Origin of the sequence: Tepidiforma flava (genome assembly GCF_027594505.1) — a bacterium.
GTDB lineage: Bacteria > Chloroflexota > Dehalococcoidia > Tepidiformales > Tepidiformaceae > Tepidiforma > Tepidiforma flava.
This window is the reverse complement of record NZ_CP115149.1, coordinates 485,834-502,819: the sequence shown is the minus strand read 5'-3', so window position 1 is coordinate 502,819 and position 16,986 is coordinate 485,834. Positions and strand designations below refer to the sequence as shown.

The 16,986-nt window shown below is 71.9% G+C and carries 21 protein-coding genes and 1 pseudogene; 15 read left to right on the top strand and 7 right to left on the bottom strand.

The genetic code is table 11. From position 1 onward, the window contains the following. The first annotated feature begins 3 nt into the window (after nucleotides 1–3). From O0235_RS03260 to O0235_RS03240, 5 genes are all read left to right on the top strand, one after another. Nucleotides 4–663, top strand: a complete 660-nt coding sequence (locus tag O0235_RS03260) for a helix-turn-helix transcriptional regulator (protein ID WP_270057108.1) — start codon at nucleotides 4–6, stop codon at nucleotides 661–663. Nucleotides 664–757: 94 nt separating this feature from the next. Continuing rightward, complete coding sequence (locus tag O0235_RS03255; RefSeq protein ID WP_270057107.1) at nucleotides 758–2,002, top strand: LLM class flavin-dependent oxidoreductase; 1,245 nt, start codon at nucleotides 758–760, stop codon at nucleotides 2,000–2,002. Between the two features lie 29 nt (nucleotides 2,003–2,031). Beyond that, the gene (locus O0235_RS03250) at nucleotides 2,032–2,814 is read left to right on the top strand and encodes an alpha/beta fold hydrolase (RefSeq protein ID WP_270057106.1); all 783 of its coding nucleotides are present in this window, start codon (nucleotides 2,032–2,034) and stop codon (nucleotides 2,812–2,814) included. A 98-nt stretch (nucleotides 2,815–2,912) separates the two neighbouring features. Continuing rightward, nucleotides 2,913–4,037 (top strand): bifunctional diaminohydroxyphosphoribosylaminopyrimidine deaminase/5-amino-6-(5-phosphoribosylamino)uracil reductase RibD, encoded by a 1,125-nt coding sequence (ribD, locus tag O0235_RS03245; protein WP_270057105.1) that lies wholly within the window; start codon nucleotides 2,913–2,915, stop codon nucleotides 4,035–4,037. Beyond that, nucleotides 4,038–4,502 (top strand): EVE domain-containing protein, encoded by a 465-nt coding sequence (locus O0235_RS03240; protein WP_270057104.1) that lies wholly within the window; start codon nucleotides 4,038–4,040, stop codon nucleotides 4,500–4,502. 9 nt (nucleotides 4,503–4,511) lie between these two features. Here O0235_RS03240 and O0235_RS03235 read toward each other — a convergent pair whose 3' ends face one another. The 5 genes from O0235_RS03235 to thrB all read right to left on the bottom strand — a co-directional run bounded on the left by O0235_RS03235 (nucleotide 4,512) and on the right by thrB (nucleotide 9,046). Then, a complete protein-coding gene (locus O0235_RS03235) occupies nucleotides 4,512–4,928 on the bottom strand; it encodes a YbaN family protein (RefSeq protein ID WP_270057103.1) in 417 nt (138 codons plus the stop codon). A gap of 111 nt (nucleotides 4,929–5,039) precedes the next feature. Beyond that, nucleotides 5,040–7,091, bottom strand: coding sequence for an NHL repeat-containing protein (locus O0235_RS03230; protein ID WP_270057102.1), 2,052 nt, complete (start codon nucleotides 7,089–7,091; stop codon nucleotides 5,040–5,042). Beyond that, nucleotides 7,078–7,491 carry a hypothetical protein gene (locus tag O0235_RS03225; RefSeq protein ID WP_270057101.1) on the bottom strand — a complete coding sequence of 138 codons (414 nt, stop codon included), beginning with the start codon at nucleotides 7,489–7,491 and terminating at the stop codon, nucleotides 7,078–7,080. Before O0235_RS03225 ends, O0235_RS03230 begins: the two co-directional genes overlap by 14 nt. Before the next feature lie 158 nt (nucleotides 7,492–7,649). Continuing rightward, on the bottom strand, nucleotides 7,650–8,141 hold the full coding sequence (locus O0235_RS03220; protein WP_270058035.1) for a GNAT family N-acetyltransferase: 492 nt from the start codon (nucleotides 8,139–8,141) through the stop codon (nucleotides 7,650–7,652). Further along, entirely contained in the window at nucleotides 8,141–9,046 is a 906-nt protein-coding gene (gene thrB / locus O0235_RS03215) for a homoserine kinase (RefSeq protein ID WP_270057100.1), read from the bottom strand. The genes O0235_RS03220 and thrB overlap by 1 nt, the downstream gene beginning before the upstream one ends. Before the next feature lie 140 nt (nucleotides 9,047–9,186). Here thrB and O0235_RS03210 point away from each other — a divergent pair, with 140 nt between their 5' ends. The 7 genes and pseudogenes from O0235_RS03210 (at nucleotide 9,187) to O0235_RS03180 (ending at nucleotide 13,991) form a co-directional block, all read left to right on the top strand. After that, nucleotides 9,187–9,387: a hypothetical protein gene (locus O0235_RS03210; protein WP_270057099.1), complete on the top strand. Its 201-nt coding sequence runs from the start codon at nucleotides 9,187–9,189 to the stop codon at nucleotides 9,385–9,387. Between the two features lie 58 nt (nucleotides 9,388–9,445). Next, nucleotides 9,446–10,111: an NADH-quinone oxidoreductase subunit B gene (locus tag O0235_RS03205; RefSeq protein ID WP_373324365.1), complete on the top strand. Its 666-nt coding sequence runs from the start codon at nucleotides 9,446–9,448 to the stop codon at nucleotides 10,109–10,111. Between the two features lie 64 nt (nucleotides 10,112–10,175). Continuing rightward, complete coding sequence (locus O0235_RS03200; protein WP_270058106.1) at nucleotides 10,176–10,391, top strand: hypothetical protein; 216 nt, start codon at nucleotides 10,176–10,178, stop codon at nucleotides 10,389–10,391. 76 nt (nucleotides 10,392–10,467) lie between these two features. Then, complete coding sequence (locus O0235_RS03195; protein ID WP_270057098.1) at nucleotides 10,468–11,118, top strand: phosphoribosyltransferase; 651 nt, start codon at nucleotides 10,468–10,470, stop codon at nucleotides 11,116–11,118. Between the two features lie 48 nt (nucleotides 11,119–11,166). Further along, on the top strand, nucleotides 11,167–12,093 hold the full coding sequence (locus O0235_RS03190) for a M14 family metallopeptidase (protein WP_270057097.1): 927 nt from the start codon (nucleotides 11,167–11,169) through the stop codon (nucleotides 12,091–12,093). Between the two features lie 103 nt (nucleotides 12,094–12,196). After that, nucleotides 12,197–13,453, top strand: a pseudogene (uvrC, locus tag O0235_RS03185) (excinuclease ABC subunit UvrC); the annotation flags it as partial. Between the two features lie 64 nt (nucleotides 13,454–13,517). Then, entirely contained in the window at nucleotides 13,518–13,991 is a 474-nt protein-coding gene (locus tag O0235_RS03180; protein ID WP_308445675.1) for a helix-hairpin-helix domain-containing protein, read from the top strand. Here the strand turns inward: O0235_RS03180 and O0235_RS15635 are convergent. Together O0235_RS15635 and O0235_RS03175 are read right to left on the bottom strand one after the other, a co-directional pair. Next, a complete protein-coding gene (locus O0235_RS15635; RefSeq protein ID WP_373324364.1) occupies nucleotides 13,988–14,272 on the bottom strand; it encodes a type II toxin-antitoxin system HicA family toxin in 285 nt (94 codons plus the stop codon). The two genes, O0235_RS03180 and O0235_RS15635, sit on opposite strands and share 4 nt — an antisense overlap. Then, nucleotides 14,220–14,450, bottom strand: a complete 231-nt coding sequence (locus O0235_RS03175) for a type II toxin-antitoxin system HicB family antitoxin (RefSeq protein ID WP_270057096.1) — start codon at nucleotides 14,448–14,450, stop codon at nucleotides 14,220–14,222. The genes O0235_RS15635 and O0235_RS03175 overlap by 53 nt, the downstream gene beginning before the upstream one ends. Nucleotides 14,451–14,499: 49 nt before the next feature. Between O0235_RS03175 and O0235_RS03170 the strand changes: the two genes are divergently transcribed. Genes O0235_RS03170 through O0235_RS03160 form a run of 3 tightly spaced genes read left to right on the top strand, consistent with a single transcriptional unit; the run spans nucleotide 14,500 to nucleotide 16,969 of the window. Beyond that, nucleotides 14,500–15,123, top strand: coding sequence for an SGNH/GDSL hydrolase family protein (locus tag O0235_RS03170; RefSeq protein ID WP_270057095.1), 624 nt, complete (start codon nucleotides 14,500–14,502; stop codon nucleotides 15,121–15,123). A gap of 49 nt (nucleotides 15,124–15,172) precedes the next feature. After that, nucleotides 15,173–15,586: a hypothetical protein gene (locus O0235_RS03165; RefSeq protein ID WP_270057094.1), complete on the top strand. Its 414-nt coding sequence runs from the start codon at nucleotides 15,173–15,175 to the stop codon at nucleotides 15,584–15,586. Between the two features lie 45 nt (nucleotides 15,587–15,631). Further along, complete coding sequence (locus tag O0235_RS03160; protein WP_270057093.1) at nucleotides 15,632–16,969, top strand: M28 family metallopeptidase; 1,338 nt, start codon at nucleotides 15,632–15,634, stop codon at nucleotides 16,967–16,969. Nucleotides 16,970–16,986: the final 17 nt, after the last annotated feature.

The window sequence follows — 16,986 nt, the reverse complement described above, 5'->3', positions numbered from 1 at the left end:
CCCGTGTTGGGGAGCGATTCGCCGCAGGGCGGGAGCCTCGAGTATCTGACCCCCACCCGGCAGGCCCTCGTCATGGCCATCAAGGCCCTCGGCGAAGCCACGACCGACCAGCTCGCCCGCGAAACCTTCCTCTCCCCCGGCGCCGTCCGCCAGCACCTCCTCTCCCTCGAAGCCCAGGGCCTCGTCAGCTTCACCAAGGTCCGCGAAGGCCCCGGCCGCCCCCGCCACGTCTTCCGCCTCACCCCGCGCGGCGAAAGCCTCTTCCCCCACCAGTACGCCGATATCGCCGTCGCGCTCATCACCGCTATCCGCGGCGAATCGCCGGAACTCCTCGACCGCGTCCTCGGCCGCGTCGTCGAAAGCCAGGCCGAACTCGCCGAACATCACATCGCCGCCGCCGCCCGCCACTCCCGCCTCGCCGGCGTCATCGACCTCCTCGAGCGGTACGGCTACTTCCCCCGCCTCGAAGTCGAAGACCGAGGCGCGGCCCGCATCGTCCTCCGCCACTGCCCCCTCGTCCGCCTCGCCGCGCAGGTGCCGGAGGTCTGCGATGCCGAGTGCGCCGTCCTCCGGGCCGTCCTGCCCGGGATGGCCGTGACGCGCGTCGAACACCGCCTCGCCGGCGACTCCCTCTGCACCTACGAACTCACCCCCGACGAGTAGCCCATCGGCCCGCGCGGCAGGGCCGTTCGGCCGTCTCCGCCAGCCGCCGCGGGCCCTTAGCCTCCCGCAAAACATCCCCATCGGGAGGCCCGGCATGAAGTTCCACTGGTTCAACCTCATGCCCTATCCCTACCTGCCGGACGACTTCCGGCAGAACCACCGCTCCGTCTGGGTCGACGTCGATTCCCGCCTCTACGACCCCGTGAAAGGCCACCGGATCTACCACGACTACCTCGACCTCCTCGAATTCGCCGCCGAACTCGGCTTCGACGGCATCGGCGTCAACGAGCACCACGCGAACGCCTACGGCCTCATGCCCTCCCCCGCCCTCATGGCGGCCACCCTCGCCCGCCGCACGCGCGATGTCTCCATCGTCCTCCTCGGCATGTCGATCGCCCTCTACAACCCGCCCACCCGCGTCGCCGAGGAGATGGCGATGCTCGATGTCATCTCCGGCGGCCGCCTCATCGCCGGCTTTCCCGTCGGCACCTCGATGGACACCAACTACGCCTTCGGCGCGAACCCCGCCACCCTCCGCGAGCGCTACCAGGAGAATCACGACCTCATCATCCGCGCCTGGACCGACCCCGACGTCTTCCCCTGGAACGGCAAGTTCAACAAGCTCCGCTACGTCAACATCTGGCCCCGCCCCATCCAGAAGCCGCACCCGCCCATCTGGATCCCCGGCGGCGGCTCCATCGAAACGTGGGACTTCTGCGCCGAGCGCGGCTACAACTACTCCTACCTCAGCTTCTCCGGCTTCAAGCGCGCCGCCCAGCTCATGAATGGCTTCCACGACCGCGTCGCTGAGCTCGGCCTCCCCTTCAACCCCTACCAGGCCTCCTTCGCCCAGCAGATCATCGTCGCCGAATCCGAGGCTGAAGCCGAGGAAAGCTACTTCCCCCACGCGAAGTACTTCTTCGAGCGCTGCCTCCACATCTACCCCGGCTTCGCCGACGCCCCCGGGTACCGCACCGAAGCCACCATCCTCGCCGGCCTCAAGGCCCAGGTCGGCGGCGTCTCCTCCGGCGGCGCCGTCGGCAAGTCCTTCCGCCAGTGCGTCGACGAAGGCTTCCTCATCGCCGGCACGCCCGACCAGGTGACCGAGCAGATGGAGCACCTCATCACCTCCCTCCGCGTCGGCCACGTCTTCTGCCTCCTGCACATCGGCGACATGCCCCGCGAAAAGTGCGAGAAGAGCACCCGCCTCTTCGCCGAGAAGGTCATGCCCCGCCTCCGCCACCTCTGGCAGGGTTACGAAGACCGCTGGTCGCCGAAACCCCTGCCCGCGCAGCTCATGGCCGAGCCCCGGCCGATCCGCCAGCCCGTCCAGGCCTGACCACACCGAAGACGCCAGGGAGCACCGCCATGGAACAGCTCACCATCACCCTCCGCCCCGGCAGCGTCCCCGTCCACTTCTTCCGCGGCGGCGCCGGCGAGCCCGTCCTCTATCTCCACCACCTCGCCGGCCTCCAGGGCTGGGAGCCCGCCATCGACGAGCTCGCCACCCGCTTCGAAGTCTTCGCCCCCTACCACCCCGGCTGGGGCCCCAGCCAGGGGCTCGAAGATCTCGACTCCGGCCTCGACCTCGTCCTCCACTACGTCGACTTCCTCGATGCCCTCGGCCTCGACCGCGTCCACGTCGTCGGCCACTCCATCGGCGCCTGGATCGCTGCCGAGCTCGCCGCCATCCGCCCCGACCGCGTGAACAGGCTCGCCCTCTTTACCCCGATCGGCATCTGGGACGACGCCATCCGCGGCGAAGACCCCTTCGCCCAGAACCCCCTCCGCGCCACCGAAGTCCTCTTCGCCGACCCGGCCCGCCGCGAAAACCTCATCCTCCGCGACGGCACCGTCGACCCGCTCGAAAACTACGTGCAGGAGATGAAGGACCTCAAAGCCGCCGCCAAGTTCCTGTGGCCGATTCCCGATACGGGCGTCATCAAGCGTCTGCCGCGCATCAAAGCCCCCACCATCCTCGTCGGCGCCAGCGGCGACCGCGTCGTGCCGCCCGCCTACATCCCGATCTGGAAAGCGAACATCCCCGGCAGCGAGGCGAAAACCGTTCTCGATGCCGGCCACCTCGTGAACCTCGAACAGCCCAGCCGCTTCGCAACTATCGCCGGGAGCTGGTTCCTCCGGCCCAACTGAGGCTCCGGCGGCGGGGCATGGCTACCGCCGGGGTCGTGCGGGGCGTCCTGCGGGGCGCCCCGCACGCACGTTCTGCGCCGCTTCGCTACCCTGAGCGCGTGAGCGACCCCTCCCCCTTCATGCAGGAGGCTCTCCGCCTCGCTGCCTCCGTCCGCGGCCGCACCTCCCCCAACCCGTGGGTCGGCGCCGTCCTCGTCCGCGACGGGGTGATCATCGCCCGCGGCGCGACCGCGCCCTACGGCGGCCCCCACGCCGAGGCCGCCGCCCTCGCGGCAGCCGCCGATGCGGCCCGCGGCGCGACGCTCTACTGCACGCTCGAACCCTGCGTCCCTTTCCCCGGCAAGCGCACGCCGCCCTGCTCCGACGCCATCATCGCTGCCGGCGTCCGCCGCGTCGTCGTCGCCCTCCTCGACCCTCACGTCGGCGGCCCCGGCATCGAACGCCTCCGCGCCGCCGGCATCGAGGTCGACATCGGCGACGGCGCCGAAGCTGCCGCCGAGCTCCTCCGGCCCTACCTCAAGTGGCGCCAGCTCGGCCTCCCGTACGTCATCGCCAAGTTCGCCGTGAGCCTCGACGGCGCCGTCGGCGCCCCCGCCGAGGGCGTCACCTGGCTCACCGGGCCCGCGGCGGTCGAGCGCGTCCACCGCGACCGCGACCGGGCCGACGCCATCCTCGTCGGCAGCGGCACCATCCTCGCCGATGACCCGGCCCTCACCGCCCGCCCCGGCGGAGCGCCCGCCGAACGCCAGCCGGTCCGCATCGTCCTCGACGCCCGCGGGCGCACCCCGCCCGAATCCCGCGTCTTCGCCCCCGGCGGGCCCGTCATCGTCGCCACCGCCCACGGCTCGCCGCCCGCGTGGCGCCAGGCGCTCGTCGGCCGGGGCGCAGCCCTCATCGAACTCGACCGCGCCGAGGGCCGCCTCGAACTCCGCCAGCTCCTCCGCGCCCTCGGCCAGCGCAACATCCAGTCGCTCATCGTCGAAGGCGGCCCCACCGTGCTGGCCTCCTTCTTCGAAGCCGACCTCGTCGATGAGGTCCACGCCTACGTCAGCCCCCGCATCCTCGGCAGCGCCGGCATCCCGCTCATCCCGCGCGGCGCCGCCGTCCCGCTCCTCCACCTCGAATCCGTCGTCATCGAACCGCTCCCGCCCGATGTCCTGGTCCGCGGCTACACTGGAAGCTGGCAACCGCCGCTGCTGCCTACCCTCGCCCCGGAGACCTGAATGCCCCGCAACTGGATCGTCGTCGGCTCCCCGGAAATCTTCGAAACGACCCGCGCCCTCGGCTTCACCCGCCACGGCTTCAAGAGCACCCGCCGCAACATGGCCAACAGCATCCAGCCCGGCGACCTCCTCGCCTTCTACGTCTCCGGCCGAAAGCAGTTCGCCGCCATCTGCCGCGTCACCTCACCTGTCGTCGAGGAGCACACCCGCATCTGGCAGAGCGCGAAGAAGCCCGACGAGCTCTACCCCTACCGCGCCGGCATCGAACCCGTCGTCGTCCTCCCCGAGGACCGCTGGCTCGATGCCGAGCCCTACCACGACCGCTTCCGCTGGACGCAGCGCTGGCCCCGCGCGAACTGGACGCTCGCCTACCAGGGCAACCTCCACGAAATCCCGCAGGAGGACATGGACCTGCTGCTCGCGGACTTCCAGCGCGCCGCCAGCGAGGCCGCTCCCGCCGGCTGACCGCCCCGCTCAGTTCCGAATCGTGCGCAGCGTCACCAGGTGGACCGTCACCGCCACGCCGATGGCGATGAGCAGCAGCTGCACCCACGGGATGTTGAGGAAGTATTCGCTCACCCCGATGCCGACCCACAGCGTCGCAATCGACCACGCCTTCGCGCCGATCGTCGCGCCCCGCTGCTCCTTGTAGTCACGCAGGTGCCTCCCGAACCACCGGTTCGTCGTCAGCCACCGGTAGGCCCCGGGTGAACTCTTCCCGTACAGTCCCGCCGCCCCGAGGAAGAAGACCGTCGAAGGCAGCAGCGGCAGGAAGATGCCGAGGATGCCGATGCCGACCAGCAGGCTCCCCAGCCCCACGTAGACCCACCGGCGAAGCCCGCGGGCCGTTGCGCGGGGTTCCGGCCGCTGCGAACCTGTCAATTCTCCCATTCCAGCGAAACTGGTCTCCTGCACTGCAGGAAGAGTATGCCATGCCGGAATTGGCCCGTCACCAGTCCATCCGGACCATCTCTCCCGGACCTTTGCCCTTTCCTGCCAGTCCTACCAGGTGATGCGCCGCAGGGCAGCCCCACTCAGGATGTACGCCTCGCCGCCGCGCACCGTGAACGCCCGCGCCCCCGCGAAATCCGGGTGCCGGTACTGCCGCTCGAACGCCCCGTCGCGCAGGAACACCACCACCCGGTTGTTCGCCGGGTCGAGCACTGCGACCTCCGAGTCCGTCAGCGCCTGCGGCGTCTCCGGTGCGACCAGCTTCCGGTCGATGCCCGCCTGCGACAGCGTCAGCGCCACGCCGCCGCCGATGAACCGGTGCAGCGTGCCGTCCGCGTCCGCCGTCAGGATCTCCATATCCACGAACAGCCGGCGCGCATTGGCGAGGTCGCCCGTTTCGAGCGCCTTCACCGGCGGGTTCGGGAAGCCGTCCCGCTCCTGCGCGAACCGGTACACCGTCTTGTGCGATGCGTCCAGCACGTAGAGGTCGCGGCCGCGCACCGCGATATCCGTCACCGCCAGCCCCGAGGGTGCGTTGAAGGCGAGCGCCGTCAGCTGGCCGTTCTCCCACGCCCAGAGCCGGTTCTCGTGGTCCATGATGAGCAGCGCCGGCACACCCCGGTCGTTCGCGTCCAGCTGCGCAATCGCGATTGGCCGCCCCCGCTTCGCCCCCGCGTCCTCCGCGTACACCGCCCGCGCGGAGCCGTCCGCCAGCGACACTTCGATGACCTGCGGCGTGGCGGCATCCAGCAGGTACACGTGGTCGGGGCCAGCAACCATCCGCGAGGGCGCCACCGGCCGCTCGCCGAACCGCTCCAGCGATGTGATCGTCTCGACCGCCGCCGGCTCCCGGACCCGGTCCATCTCGTTCAGCGCCCCGGCCACCTCGTTGAAGAGCGTTTCCGCCTGCGGGTCGCCCGTCTGCAGCTCCCGCGCCTTCAGCAGCAGCGCCTGCGCCTCCACCAGCGCCGCCCGCCGCTGCGCCGGGTCCTCCACCACGCGCGCCACCGCCAGCTTCTGCGCCGCGCCGTTCAACAGGTTGCTGTACTCCGCGCCGCGGTCGGCCTCCAGCATGGAGGGAACGGTCATGATGCCGACCAGCACCAGCAGGACCGCGAGCCCCGCCATGATCACCGCCCACGTCGGCGGCAGGGTGTAGCCCCCCAGCCGCGCCCGGTCGAGCGACCCGCTGCCGCGCCATCGGCCGCCCATCGACGACCGCACGCGCACGAGCGTCCCGCTGCCCGGCGCCAACCCGGCCTCGCGCGCCACCGACTGCTCGGAGACCGCCCCGCCTGCCGGCCGCGCGCGCCGCTCCGCCGCGAGTTCATCGACCAGCGGCAGGTCGCGCGCCTCCGCCGAGGGGCCCGGTTTCGGCGTCTCGGGCGGTGCGAGGCTCCGCGTGAAGCTCTGCGCCCGCGGGTTCCGCCGCGGCGCAGGCGGCGTGCCGCTGGTTGTCGCGGCCGCGTTCCCCCACGCCGGCCGGGCGGCCGCAGCGCCGGCGTCGCCCAGCGCCGCCCGCGCGCGATCCGCGCGGTCGCGGCTCTCTGCCACTACCCGGGCGAGGCGCGCCCGCCGCTCCCCGGCCGCCAGCGCCAGCGGCACCTCGGCCTGCTCCTCCTCCGCCGCAGCCGCCCCGGTCCGCACCGGCAGAGGCCGCGGCGCCGCCGCTTCCAGCGCACGCCGCGCGCGCACCAGCTCGTTCTGGCGGTCATCCTCCACGAAGAGGCTCGGCTGGTACTGCCGGTCGTCGTGGCTCCCCTCGCCGCTCCCGCTGCCCCCCGGGGTCGCGTCGATGACCGTCTCGGCGGTCTCGCCGCCCGCGGGCTCCGCGGCCGGCCGGTCCTCCCGGCGGCCGGGCAGCGCAGCGAGGAGCACCGTCTCGTGCCGGAGATGCTGCACCCGCCGGTACAGGTCCGGCAGGACCTCTTCCAGCGGCAGCCCGGCGATGCCGCGCAGCACCTCCTCCTCGACCTCGGCGAGCGCGGGCGTGGACAGCAGCACCACCCGGTCGCCCGGTTCGAAAGCCAGCCGCCGCAGCAGCGGCCCCGGTCCGCGGCCGCTCCCAATCGGCTGGTCGAACGGCGGATCAGGCCGGAGCACTTCGGAGCGGCCGCCATGCACCGCGACCGCCGCCGCCGGCCCCGCCTGCCCCAGCACCACCTGCCCGCCCCGCCGCGCGAGAGCAGCTGATGCCCAGCGCCACCCGGTGCTGCGCGATGCTCTTCCGGTTCCAGTCCAGGACGACCCGCTCCGCCTCGGCGAACAGCCGCCGCAGGATGCCCGTCAAGCTCATATCGAGCCCGGCCAGCGCCTGCCCCATCGCCGAGACGACGTGGCCGGCAAAGGCCTCGCCCGCGGGCGTCGTCCCCTCGGCCACGATGAACAGTTCCACGCGGTCGTCGGCGGGGCCCCTGCCGTGGAACGTCCCGGCGTTCGGCCCCCGGTCGACCGGTTCGTGATCCACGATCGCGAACTGGCCAACCTGGAGTGGCTCGGTCAAGGGCGACCGTCCTCCAGCTCGCAGTGTTGGTCACGGGGAAGCGTCACGATGCCCCCGGCAGCAGCACTGCCAGGACCCCGCCGGCACCGTCGGCCACTATACCACCGTGTCACGCCACCAAATCAACCTTTGATGCGCCAGTCACTCAGCAAAATCCCTCATCCGCCGGCCCGCCGCCCCTCATCCCCGAGCCGCGCCAGCGCCTCGCCCGTGAGCCGGTAGGTCGTCCATTCATCCATCGGCATGGCCCCCAGCGCCCGGTAGAACCCGATCGCCGGCTCGTTCCAGTCGAGCACCGCCCACTCCAGCCGGGCGCAGCCCCGCTCCAGCGCCAGCGCTGCCAGCCGCGCCAGCAGCGCCCGCCCGTACCCCTTGCCCCGCGCCGCGGGCCGCACGAACAGGTCCTCCAGCCAGATGCCGGGCCGTCCTTCCCACGTGCTGAAGGTGTGGAAGAACAGCGCGAACCCCTGCACGCCCTCCGCATCCTCTGCCAGCAGCACCTCCGCGTACGGCCGCTCGCCGAACAGGTGCCCGGCCAGCACCTCCGGCACCAGCCGCACCGCTTCTGGCTCCCGCTCATACTCCGCGAGCGCGCGGATGAGCTCGATGATCACGCCCAGGTCGCCCGGCCCGGCCCACCGGATGCGCATCACGCCTCGACGAGCTCCACGCGCGACACGGTCGCGCCCTCCCTGGCGATCCGCGTCACCAGCGCCCTGCCGTCGTAACCCGCGGCCTTCGCCGTCGCGAGCATCGCGTTCGCCACCGCGCGCGCCGGCTCCTCCGGGCAGATCGCCGCCACCGAGCTGCCGGCCCCGCTCAGCCACGCCGCATACGCGCCCGCCGCGCGCGCCGCCGCGAAGATGTCGAACAGCGGCGGAAAGAGCGAGGCCCGCTGCCGCTGGTGCACCCGGTCGTCCGTCGCCTCCGCCAGCAGCTCCAGCCGGCCCGACGCCATCGCCGCGACGAACAGCGCCGCCCGCCCGATGTTGTGCACCGTGTCCGCCTTCGAATACACGTCCGGGAGCGCCTTCCGCGCCTCCTTCGTCGGCATCGAATGGTCCGGGATGAGCAGCGCGATGTGCGCGTCCGCCGGGAACCGCGCCGCCGCCCGCACGTAATGCCCGTCCGCGCCCTGCACACACACCTGCAGCCCGCCGAACAGCGCCGGGCACGCGTTATCGCCGTGCCCCTCGAGTTCGCTCGCCATGTCCAGCAGCGCCTGCTCGTCGAACGGCTGCCGTTCGAACTCGTTCACCGCCAGCAGTCCCGCGACCCGCGCCACCGCGCTCGCGCCCAGCCCCCGCCCGAGGGGAATCGCCACCTGGTAGCGCGCCCGCACCCCCGGCATCGGCTTCCCCAGCCGCTGGTACGCGTGCCGGACCGCCGAGATCACCATCTTCTCGCCCACGTCCTCCGTCGGCGGCTGCTCCGCCTCGCAAAACGTCACCGTCACCGAAGCGAACATGTCGAGCGCCAGCCCGAGGCAATCGAACCCCGCGCCGAGGTTCGCGCTCGTCGCCGGCACCCGGACCGTGACTGCAGTAGCAGACATTCAGGCCTCTCCAGTTCCCAAATCCCAAAGCCCGCATGGTACCAACGACCCCCGCCCAACCTCCAACCTTCCCCATCCACGCCCTCTTGCTCCTTCCGACAGCCGTGCCATAGTATCCCCGACTTTGGGGGAGGAACGGGATGTATCAGTTTCCGAAATGCCGCAAATGTGACTATGGGGACCTCGTCCCCTTCTCCGATTTCGGCAGCCAGGGTGCGCCCATCCACTTCAAGGCGTGGGTCTGCACCAATCCCGACTGCGGCTACAACATCAAAATCCGCAACGGCGACATCTTCATCGACGAGCCGATCAACGACGGCCAGTCCTTCATCCGCCGCTAGCTGACCGGCGCGCCCGCCCGCGCGGGGCCCGCCCCCTTTGTGATAGACTGCACGAGCGATGGCACAGCCGAACAAGGTCTACCAGCCCCTGCCCCTGCGCACTGAGAGCGACGTCGAGCAGGAAGTCCAGCAGAACATCCTCGTCACCAGCGTCGACCAGGTGCTCAACTGGGCCCGCAGCTCCTCGCTCTGGCCCTGCATGTTCGGCCTCGCCTGCTGCGCCATGGAGATGATCGCCACCGCCGCGCCGCGGTACGACATCGCGCGCTTCGGCGCCGAGATCTTCCGCGCTTCGCCCCGCCAGGCCGACCTCCTCATCGTGCCCGGCACCGTGACCTGGAAGATGGCGCCCGCCGTCCGCCGCATCTGGCTCCAGATGCCCGAGCCCAAGTGGGCCCTCGCCATGGGCGGCTGCGCCATCATGGGCGGCCCCTTCGCCTATGCCTACAGCGTCACCCCCGGCGTCAACACCCTCCTGCCGGTCGACGTCTACGTCCCGGGCTGCCCGCCCCGCCCCGAATCCCTCCTGACCGGGCTCATGCTCCTCCAGGACAAGATCAAGAAGGACACCATCGGCAAAGGCTGGGTCCGCCGCGACGTCGAACCCCAGTTCCAGCGCTACCTCCCCGAAGGCGATCCCATCCGCAAAGAGCTCGAATCCCTCTGGCCGCCCTACATCGACTACGACCGCCCGCTCGAAGGCGACGCCTTCGGCGGCCGCTGACCCGTCCGCCCTGCATCGACCGGGTGGCTCCCCACGCGGTCCCAGCACCACCCGGAGATCGCCCGTGCCCGCAGCATCCTGGAACGATATCGTCCGCCTCGCCGGCCCGCTCTTCGAACAGGGCCTCCAGCCCGACCGCTCCGACCTCCTCGAAATCGCGTTCACCGGCGACTTCTCCGACGACGTGATCGACGCCATCGACAGCCTCGACGGCAAGCCAATTCCTACGCTCGACGAACTCCGCGCCCGCCTCGCCGCGAAGGGCGTCCTCGCCGACTAATCCCGGCCCGCCCGGCCCGCCAAAGCCGCGCCCTTCGCACCTCGACGGCCCCGCCGTCCCCGCGCACACTCCCCCCATGGCTGAACGCTTCGCCGACCGCCGCGAGGCGGGCCGCGCCCTCGGGGAAGCCCTCCGCCGTCTCGGCCTCCCGCCGGATGCCGTCGTCCTCGGCCTCGCCCGCGGCGGCGTGATCGTCGCCGCCGAGGCCGCCCGCGCGCTCGGCCTCCCGCTCGACGTCCTCGTCGTCCGCAAACTCGGCGTCCCCGGCCAGCCCGAGCTCGCCTTCGGCGCCATCGCCCGCGGCGTCCGCGTCCTCAATCCCGATGTCGTGGCCGAGCTCCAGCTCACCCCGGCGCAAATGGATGCCGTCGCCCGCGACGAACAGGCCGAACTCGAACGCCGCGAAGCCGCCTACCGCGCCGGGCGCCCCGCCCTCGACCTCCGCGGCCGGACTGCCGTCCTCGTCGATGATGGCCTCGCGACGGGCGCCTCCATGCGCGCCGCCATCGAAGCTGTGCAGGCGCTCGGGGCGGCCCGCGTCGTCGTCGCGGTCCCGGTCGCCCCGCCCGGCGCCTGCGGCGAGCTCGCGGCCCGCTACCCGGCGATCGAATGCCTCGCCCTCCGGACCCCCGACCCCTTCTACGCCGTCGGCCTCTGGTATCGCAGCTTCCCCCACGTGACCGACGCGCAGGTGACGGCGGCGCTCGAAGCCGCCCCGCTGCCCTGACACCCCGCTTTACCCCGCCTCTTCGAAGCGGGCCGTATCCCTGCCCCCATGGCGCGGAGATTCGCCCGCCGCCGCGTCCTCGCAGCGCTCCCGGCTGCGGGCTTCCTCGCTGCCTGCCGCGGCGCTGCCGCCCCGGTTCCCCAGTCCCCGCCCGCCGCCGCCGAACCGGCCGAGACGCAGCATGGCGCGCTGCCGACGGCCGCACCTCCCCTCCCGACGCCCACCCCGGCCCCTGCGCCCCATCCCCGCGGCACCGACACGCGCCTGCTGATGCCCGGCACGCCGCACGAAACCGCGCTCGTCATCCACCATTCCGGCGCTGCAGGCCCGGCGGCCTTCGTCCTCGGCGGCGTCCACGGCAACGAACCCGGCGCCTGGCTCGCCGCCGACGATATCGCCGCCTGGCAGCCCGCCGCCGGCACCCTCCTCGTCCTTCCCCGCGCCAACGTCACCGCCATCGCCGCCTTCGTCCGCACCTTCGACGACATCGGCGACCTCAACCGCCTCTACCCCGGCGACCCGGCGAGCCCCCTCGCGATGGAGCGCATGGCCTACCACATCCTCGAAGCCGCCCGCGAATTCTCCGTCAGCCTCCTCCTCGACCTCCATGAATCGTGGGCCTTCTACGCGGAACTCCCGGGCACCGGCACCGGTGCCCTCGGCCAGACCATCACCGTCGGCCCCGGCCCCCTCCAGTCCGCCTTCGGCCAGCAGCTCGCCGACCGCATGAACCCCCTCGTCTCCCGCCGCGAGCAGATGATCGTCCGCGACGGCACCCGCTTCGGCCGCCCCGCGACGCCGGTCCCCGCCGGCCAGCCCAACCGCGGCCGCAGCTCCCTCTCCGCCGGGGGGCACGTGCCCGGCCTCACCCCCGTCCTCGTCGAAATGGGCCAGCTCGACCAGCCGCTCGCGCGCCGCGTCGAACTCCACCGCCTCGCCGCCCGCTCCGCCCTCGAACTCCTCGGCATCCTCTGATGCTGCCGCCCATCGCTACACTGGAACCGTGGCCTCCTCCACCATCTCCGAAAAGCTGCGGAAACAGCTCGCTGCGCTCCCCGCGCGGCCCGGCGTCTACATCATGCGGAACGCCGCCGGCGAGGTGATCTACGTCGGCAAGGCCGCAAGGCTGCGCGACCGCGTCCGCTCCTACTTCGGCTCGCCCCACGGCCTCGAACCGAAAACCCGCGCCCTCCGCGAACAGGTCGACGACTTCGAGTACATCGTCGTCTCGAACCCCGGCGAGGCCCTCCTCCTCGAAGCCACCCTCATCAAGCGCCACCAGCCCTTCTTCAACATCCGCCTCAAGGACGACAAGCGGTACCCCTACCTGAAAATCGACGTCCAGAACCCTTGGCCGCGCGTCACCATCACCCGCCGCATCGAAAACGACGGCGCCCGCCACTTCGGCCCCTACGCCAGCGCCGGCTCCGTCCGCGCCGCCCTCGACCTCACCAAGAAACTCTTCCCCTGGCGCTCCTGCACCAAGGAGATCACCGGCCGCGACCCGCGCCCCTGCCTCGACTACTACATCAAGCGCTGCATCGCCCCCTGCACCGCCTACTGCACCAAAGAGGAGTACGAAGAAGTCATCCAGCAGGTCATCCTCTTCCTCGAAGGCAAGGCCGACGACGTTCTCCGCCGCCTCCGCGCGCAGATGGACGAAGCCGCCGAGCGCCTCGAGTTCGAGCGCGCCGCCCAGCTCCGCGACCAGCTCCGCGCCATCGAACGCACCGTCGAGCGCCAGCACGTCGCCACCACCCGCAACGAAGACGCCGATATCTTCGGCCTCGCCCGCGACGGCGACGACGCCTGCGTGCAGGTCTTCTTCATCCGCGGCACCCAGATGATCGGCCGCGACAGCTTCATGCTCGCCGGCGTCCGCGATGAGCCCGACGCCGCTGTCCTCGCCAACTTCCTCCTCCAGTACTACGAAGGCGCCCAGTACACCCCGAAACTCGTCGCCGTCCCGCTCGAGCCCGACGACCGGGCCGCCATCGAAGCCCTCCTCACCGAAAAGCGCGGCGCCCGCGTCGAAGTCCGGGTCCCCGCGCGCGGCGAAAAACGCCGGCTCGTCGACCTCGCCGCGGAAAACGCCCGCGAAGCCCTCGCCCTCGCGCGCGTCCGCTGGCTCGCCGACGCCAGCAAGACCGAACAGGCCCTCGACCAGCTCCGCGAGGAGCTCTCCCTGCCCGCCGTCCCCCGCCGCATCGAGTGCTACGACAACTCGAACATCCAGGGCGCCAGCCCCGTCTCCAGCATGGTCGTCTTCATCGACGGCCGCCCGGCACCCAACCAGTACCGCCGTTTCCGGGTGAAAACCGTCCAGGGCGCGAACGACTTCGCCACCATGCAGGAGGTGCTCCGCCGCCGGTTCGGACGCCACGCCCGCACCGCCGCCGCTGCCGCCGACGGCGACGAGCCTGCCGCGCCCGCCGCCGACGCACTGGGACCTCCCCGACCTCGTCATCGTCGATGGCGGCAAAGGTCAGCTCTCCGCCGCCCGCGAGGTCATGCAGGAGCTCGGCGTCCACCACATCCCCGCCGTCGGCCTCGCCAAGCGCCACGAAGAAATCTTCGTCCCCGACGATGACGAGCCGATCATCCTCCCCCGCGGCTCCGAGGCCCTCTTCCTCGTCCAGCGCATCCGCGACGAAGCCCACCGCTTCGCCATCACGTTCCACCGGCAGGTCCGCGGAAAGTCCAGCATCCAGAGCGCCCTCGACACCATCCCCGGCATCGGCCCGAAGCGGAAGAAGGCGCTCCTCAAGAAGTTCGGCAGCGTCAAAGCCATCCGCGAAGCCGACGTCGACGAGATCGCCGCCACCGTCGGCTTCACCCGCGCCCTCGCCGAGCGCGTCAAAGCCGAGCTCTAATCCGCGAAGAAGTCACCCCGGAGCTCCTCTTCGGCGACAAACCGGCTCGCCTGGCGAACGATTGCCCGCAGGGTTCCCGGCGCGAGCTCATCATGAAGCGGCACCACGAGCGTCTGCCGCTCACCCCCGGCCCCGGTGCGGCGCAGCTTTGCGTGTGACCCCCGGACGCTCACGACCCGGACCCCGTGCCGTTCGAGCGCCGCGACGGCCTCCGGACCCGAAAGTCGTCTAGGCCGGGGCAACGGCCGGTTCGACCTCGATCGCGGCGAGGATGACCGCATCCGGCGCGAGCCCGAGGTCCTCCGGCGCCTCACCCTCCAGGGCGAGGCCGACCGCCTCCCGGAGGTTCGCGACCAGCTCATCCAGCGTCGTCGCCTGCGTGACGACGCCGAGCTGCGGCACATCCGCGATGTACCACCCCGCCTCCTGCCACACCGCGGCCTGGATCGTGTGCTGCACGGGGTCATCTTACACTTTCCCGAAGCCCACCCACGCGGCCCCACGCCCCATGCCCCTCCGCTTCCTCCACCTCGGCGACTCCTACACCATCGGCGAAGGCGTCGCCCCGCCGGAGCGCTGGCCCGCGCAGCTCGCTGCCCGCCTCCGCCGCGAAGGGCTCGACCTCGAGCCGCCGCGCATCATCGCAACGACGGGCTGGACGACCGCCGAGCTCACCGCTGCCATCGACGCCGACCCGCCCGCAGGACCCTTCGCGCTCGTGACCCTCCTCATCGGCGTCAACGACCAGTACCGCGGACTCCCGGCCGACGCCGTCTACCGTGCGCGGCTCGATGGCCTCCTCCGCCGCGCCGTCCGCTTCGCCGGCGATGACGCCTCCCGCGTCATCGTGCTCTCCATCCCGGACTGGGGCGTCACCCCCTTCGCGGCCGGCCGCAACCGGGCCGCCGTCGCCGCCGCCATCGATGCTTTCAACGCTGTCAACCGCGCCGCCGCGGAGGCGGCCGGGGCGGGCTGGCTCGATGTGACGGCGGTCTCCCGCGAGGCCGCCGCCGACCCTGCCCTCCTCGCCGCCGACGGCCTCCACCCGTCCGCTGCGATGTACGCGCGCTGGGTCGACCTCCTCCTGCCCCGGGTGCGCGACGTCCTGCCGGGTGCCCCGCCGGGTTCTTGACCGTCGCCCCATCGACGCGCGCCGCCGAATGTCCTACGGTGGAAGCGTCATGGCCGACCGCATCGAGCGCGAGATCGAAGAGCTGCTCGCGAAGCTCGAAAACGAGCTCCCCGAAGGGGGCCGCCAGCCGATCTCCCTCGAAGAGCGCCGCCGCCAGCGCCGGAAGCGCCGCCCGTTCCCGAAGCCGTCCCTCCCCTCGGTCAACCCCGCCTCCCTGCTGCTCTCCGGCGCCGGCATCATGATCGCCGGCCTCTTCCTCGCCATGTTCTGGGCGCCGCTCATCTGGCTTTCCTTCGCCGGCGTCGTCATCTTCATCGCCGCGTTCCTGCTCTCGTTCCGCAGCCGCCCGGCCGGGACCGTCCGCGGCGGCCGCCCGGGCAAGGTCTTCTGGCGCGACCGCTACATCGACTACGGCCCTCCCGAGGACGGCCGCCGCTTCAAGAACCCATTCCGCCGCCGCTGACGGCCTTCCCGCGCGCTTTACGGGCCCTCCCCGTACCCTGCCAGCGTGACCGTTCGCGCACCCTTCGCGTTCGCCGCTTCCGCCCTGCTCGGCCTGTTCGCGCTCGCCTGCTCCTCCAGCGGCGCGCCGCCGGCCGCAGCGCCGGACGGCACCCCGGCTCCCGCCGCTTCCGCCTCCCCTTCCTCCGCAGCAGCCGCGCCCGGGCAGCCTGCCGTCACCCCGCCGCGCGGGCAGGCGTCCGGCCCCGAAGGCCACGACGCCGACCTCGCCTTCGCCCACGTCGAGGCCCTCGCCCGCGAGCCGCGCGTCGCCGGCACCCCGGCCGAACTCCGCGCCGTCCAGTACCTCGAAGCGCAGCTCGCCTCCTACGGCTGCGAGGTCGAGCGGATGCCGTTCACCTTCGAGAACGACCCCTTCCGCGTCGGCGAAGTCCGCCTCGGCGGCCGCGCCATCGAAGCCCTGACCATGGCCGGCAGCCCCGGCGGCACCGTCGAAGCGCCCGCCGTCGAAGTCGGCCTCGCTGACGATGCCGGCATCGCCGGCCGCGACCTCTCGGGCCGCATCGCCGTCGCCGAGCGCGGCGTCCTCAACTTCGGCACCAAGTACGAAAACGTCGCCGCGGCCGGCGCCGTCGGCCTCATCGTCGTGAACAACCGGCCCGGCCCCTTCTCCGGCAACCTCACGATGGCCGCCCGCTTCCCGGTCGTCTCCGTTGCGCAGGAGGAGGGCGCGGCGATCCTCGAGGCCGCCCGCGCCGGCAGCGTGATCGCCATCCAGGCGCCCCCGACCGTCGGCGCCACGCAGGCGTACAACGTCATCGCCCGGCCGCCCGGGAGCGCGGGGTGCTCCATCATCGTCGGCGGCCATTTCGATACCGTCCCCGGCGCGCCCGGCGCTAACGACAACGCCAGCGGCACCGCCAACGTTCTCGAACTCGCCCGCGCCTTCGCCCTCGGCGGCCCGAAGCCCGGCCTCTGCTTCGCACTGTTCGGCGCCGAGGAGTCCGGCCTCCACGGCAGCAAAGCCCTCGTCGAACGCCTCCGCGCCGCCGGCCAGCTTCCCCGCTACATGGTCAACCTCGATGTCACCGGCATCGGCCGTCGCGTCGAAGTCATCGGCGACACGCCCGCCGCCGCCCGCGCCATCGAGCTCGCGAACGCCGCCGGCATCGAGGCGGTCCCCTCGCAGCTGCCGCCCAACTCCGGCAGCGACCACATGAGCTTCGCCGACGCCGGTGTCGAAGTCGTCTTCTTCACGTCGGGCGACTTCTCCACCATCCACTCCCCGCAGGATGTCGCTGCCGCCATCGACCGCGGTATCCTCGACCGGGTCGGCGATGCTGCCTACCTTCTCATCCGCGACCTCCTGCGCGAGGTTGACTGACCCGGTGCCCGGCATGA

What these genes read in the sequence shown, in the direction of transcription:
- O0235_RS03250 (WP_270057106.1), top strand. Translation starts at nt 2,032, where the DNA reads ATGGAACAGCTCACCATCACCCTCCGCCCCGGCAGCGTCCCCGTCCAC.
- O0235_RS03255 (WP_270057107.1), top strand. Translation starts at nt 758, where the DNA reads ATGAAGTTCCACTGGTTCAACCTCATGCCCTATCCCTACCTGCCGGAC.
- thrB (WP_270057100.1), bottom strand. Translation starts at nt 9,046, where the DNA reads ATGTCTGCTACTGCAGTCACGGTCCGGGTGCCGGCGACGAGCGCGAAC.
- O0235_RS03235 (WP_270057103.1), bottom strand. Translation starts at nt 4,928, where the DNA reads ATGGGAGAATTGACAGGTTCGCAGCGGCCGGAACCCCGCGCAACGGCC.
- O0235_RS03170 (WP_270057095.1), top strand. Translation starts at nt 14,500, where the DNA reads ATGCCCCTCCGCTTCCTCCACCTCGGCGACTCCTACACCATCGGCGAA.
- O0235_RS03220 (WP_270058035.1), bottom strand. Translation starts at nt 8,141, where the DNA reads ATGCGCATCCGGTGGGCCGGGCCGGGCGACCTGGGCGTGATCATCGAG.
- O0235_RS15635 (WP_373324364.1), bottom strand. Translation starts at nt 14,272, where the DNA reads ATGCGGTCATCCTCGCCGCGATCGAGGTCGAACCGGCCGTTGCCCCGG.
- O0235_RS03190 (WP_270057097.1), top strand. Translation starts at nt 11,167, where the DNA reads ATGGCGCGGAGATTCGCCCGCCGCCGCGTCCTCGCAGCGCTCCCGGCT.
- O0235_RS03205 (WP_373324365.1), top strand. Translation starts at nt 9,446, where the DNA reads ATGGCACAGCCGAACAAGGTCTACCAGCCCCTGCCCCTGCGCACTGAG.
- O0235_RS03210 (WP_270057099.1), top strand. Translation starts at nt 9,187, where the DNA reads ATGTATCAGTTTCCGAAATGCCGCAAATGTGACTATGGGGACCTCGTC.
- O0235_RS03165 (WP_270057094.1), top strand. Translation starts at nt 15,173, where the DNA reads ATGGCCGACCGCATCGAGCGCGAGATCGAAGAGCTGCTCGCGAAGCTC.
- O0235_RS03240 (WP_270057104.1), top strand. Translation starts at nt 4,038, where the DNA reads ATGCCCCGCAACTGGATCGTCGTCGGCTCCCCGGAAATCTTCGAAACG.
- O0235_RS03195 (WP_270057098.1), top strand. Translation starts at nt 10,468, where the DNA reads ATGGCTGAACGCTTCGCCGACCGCCGCGAGGCGGGCCGCGCCCTCGGG.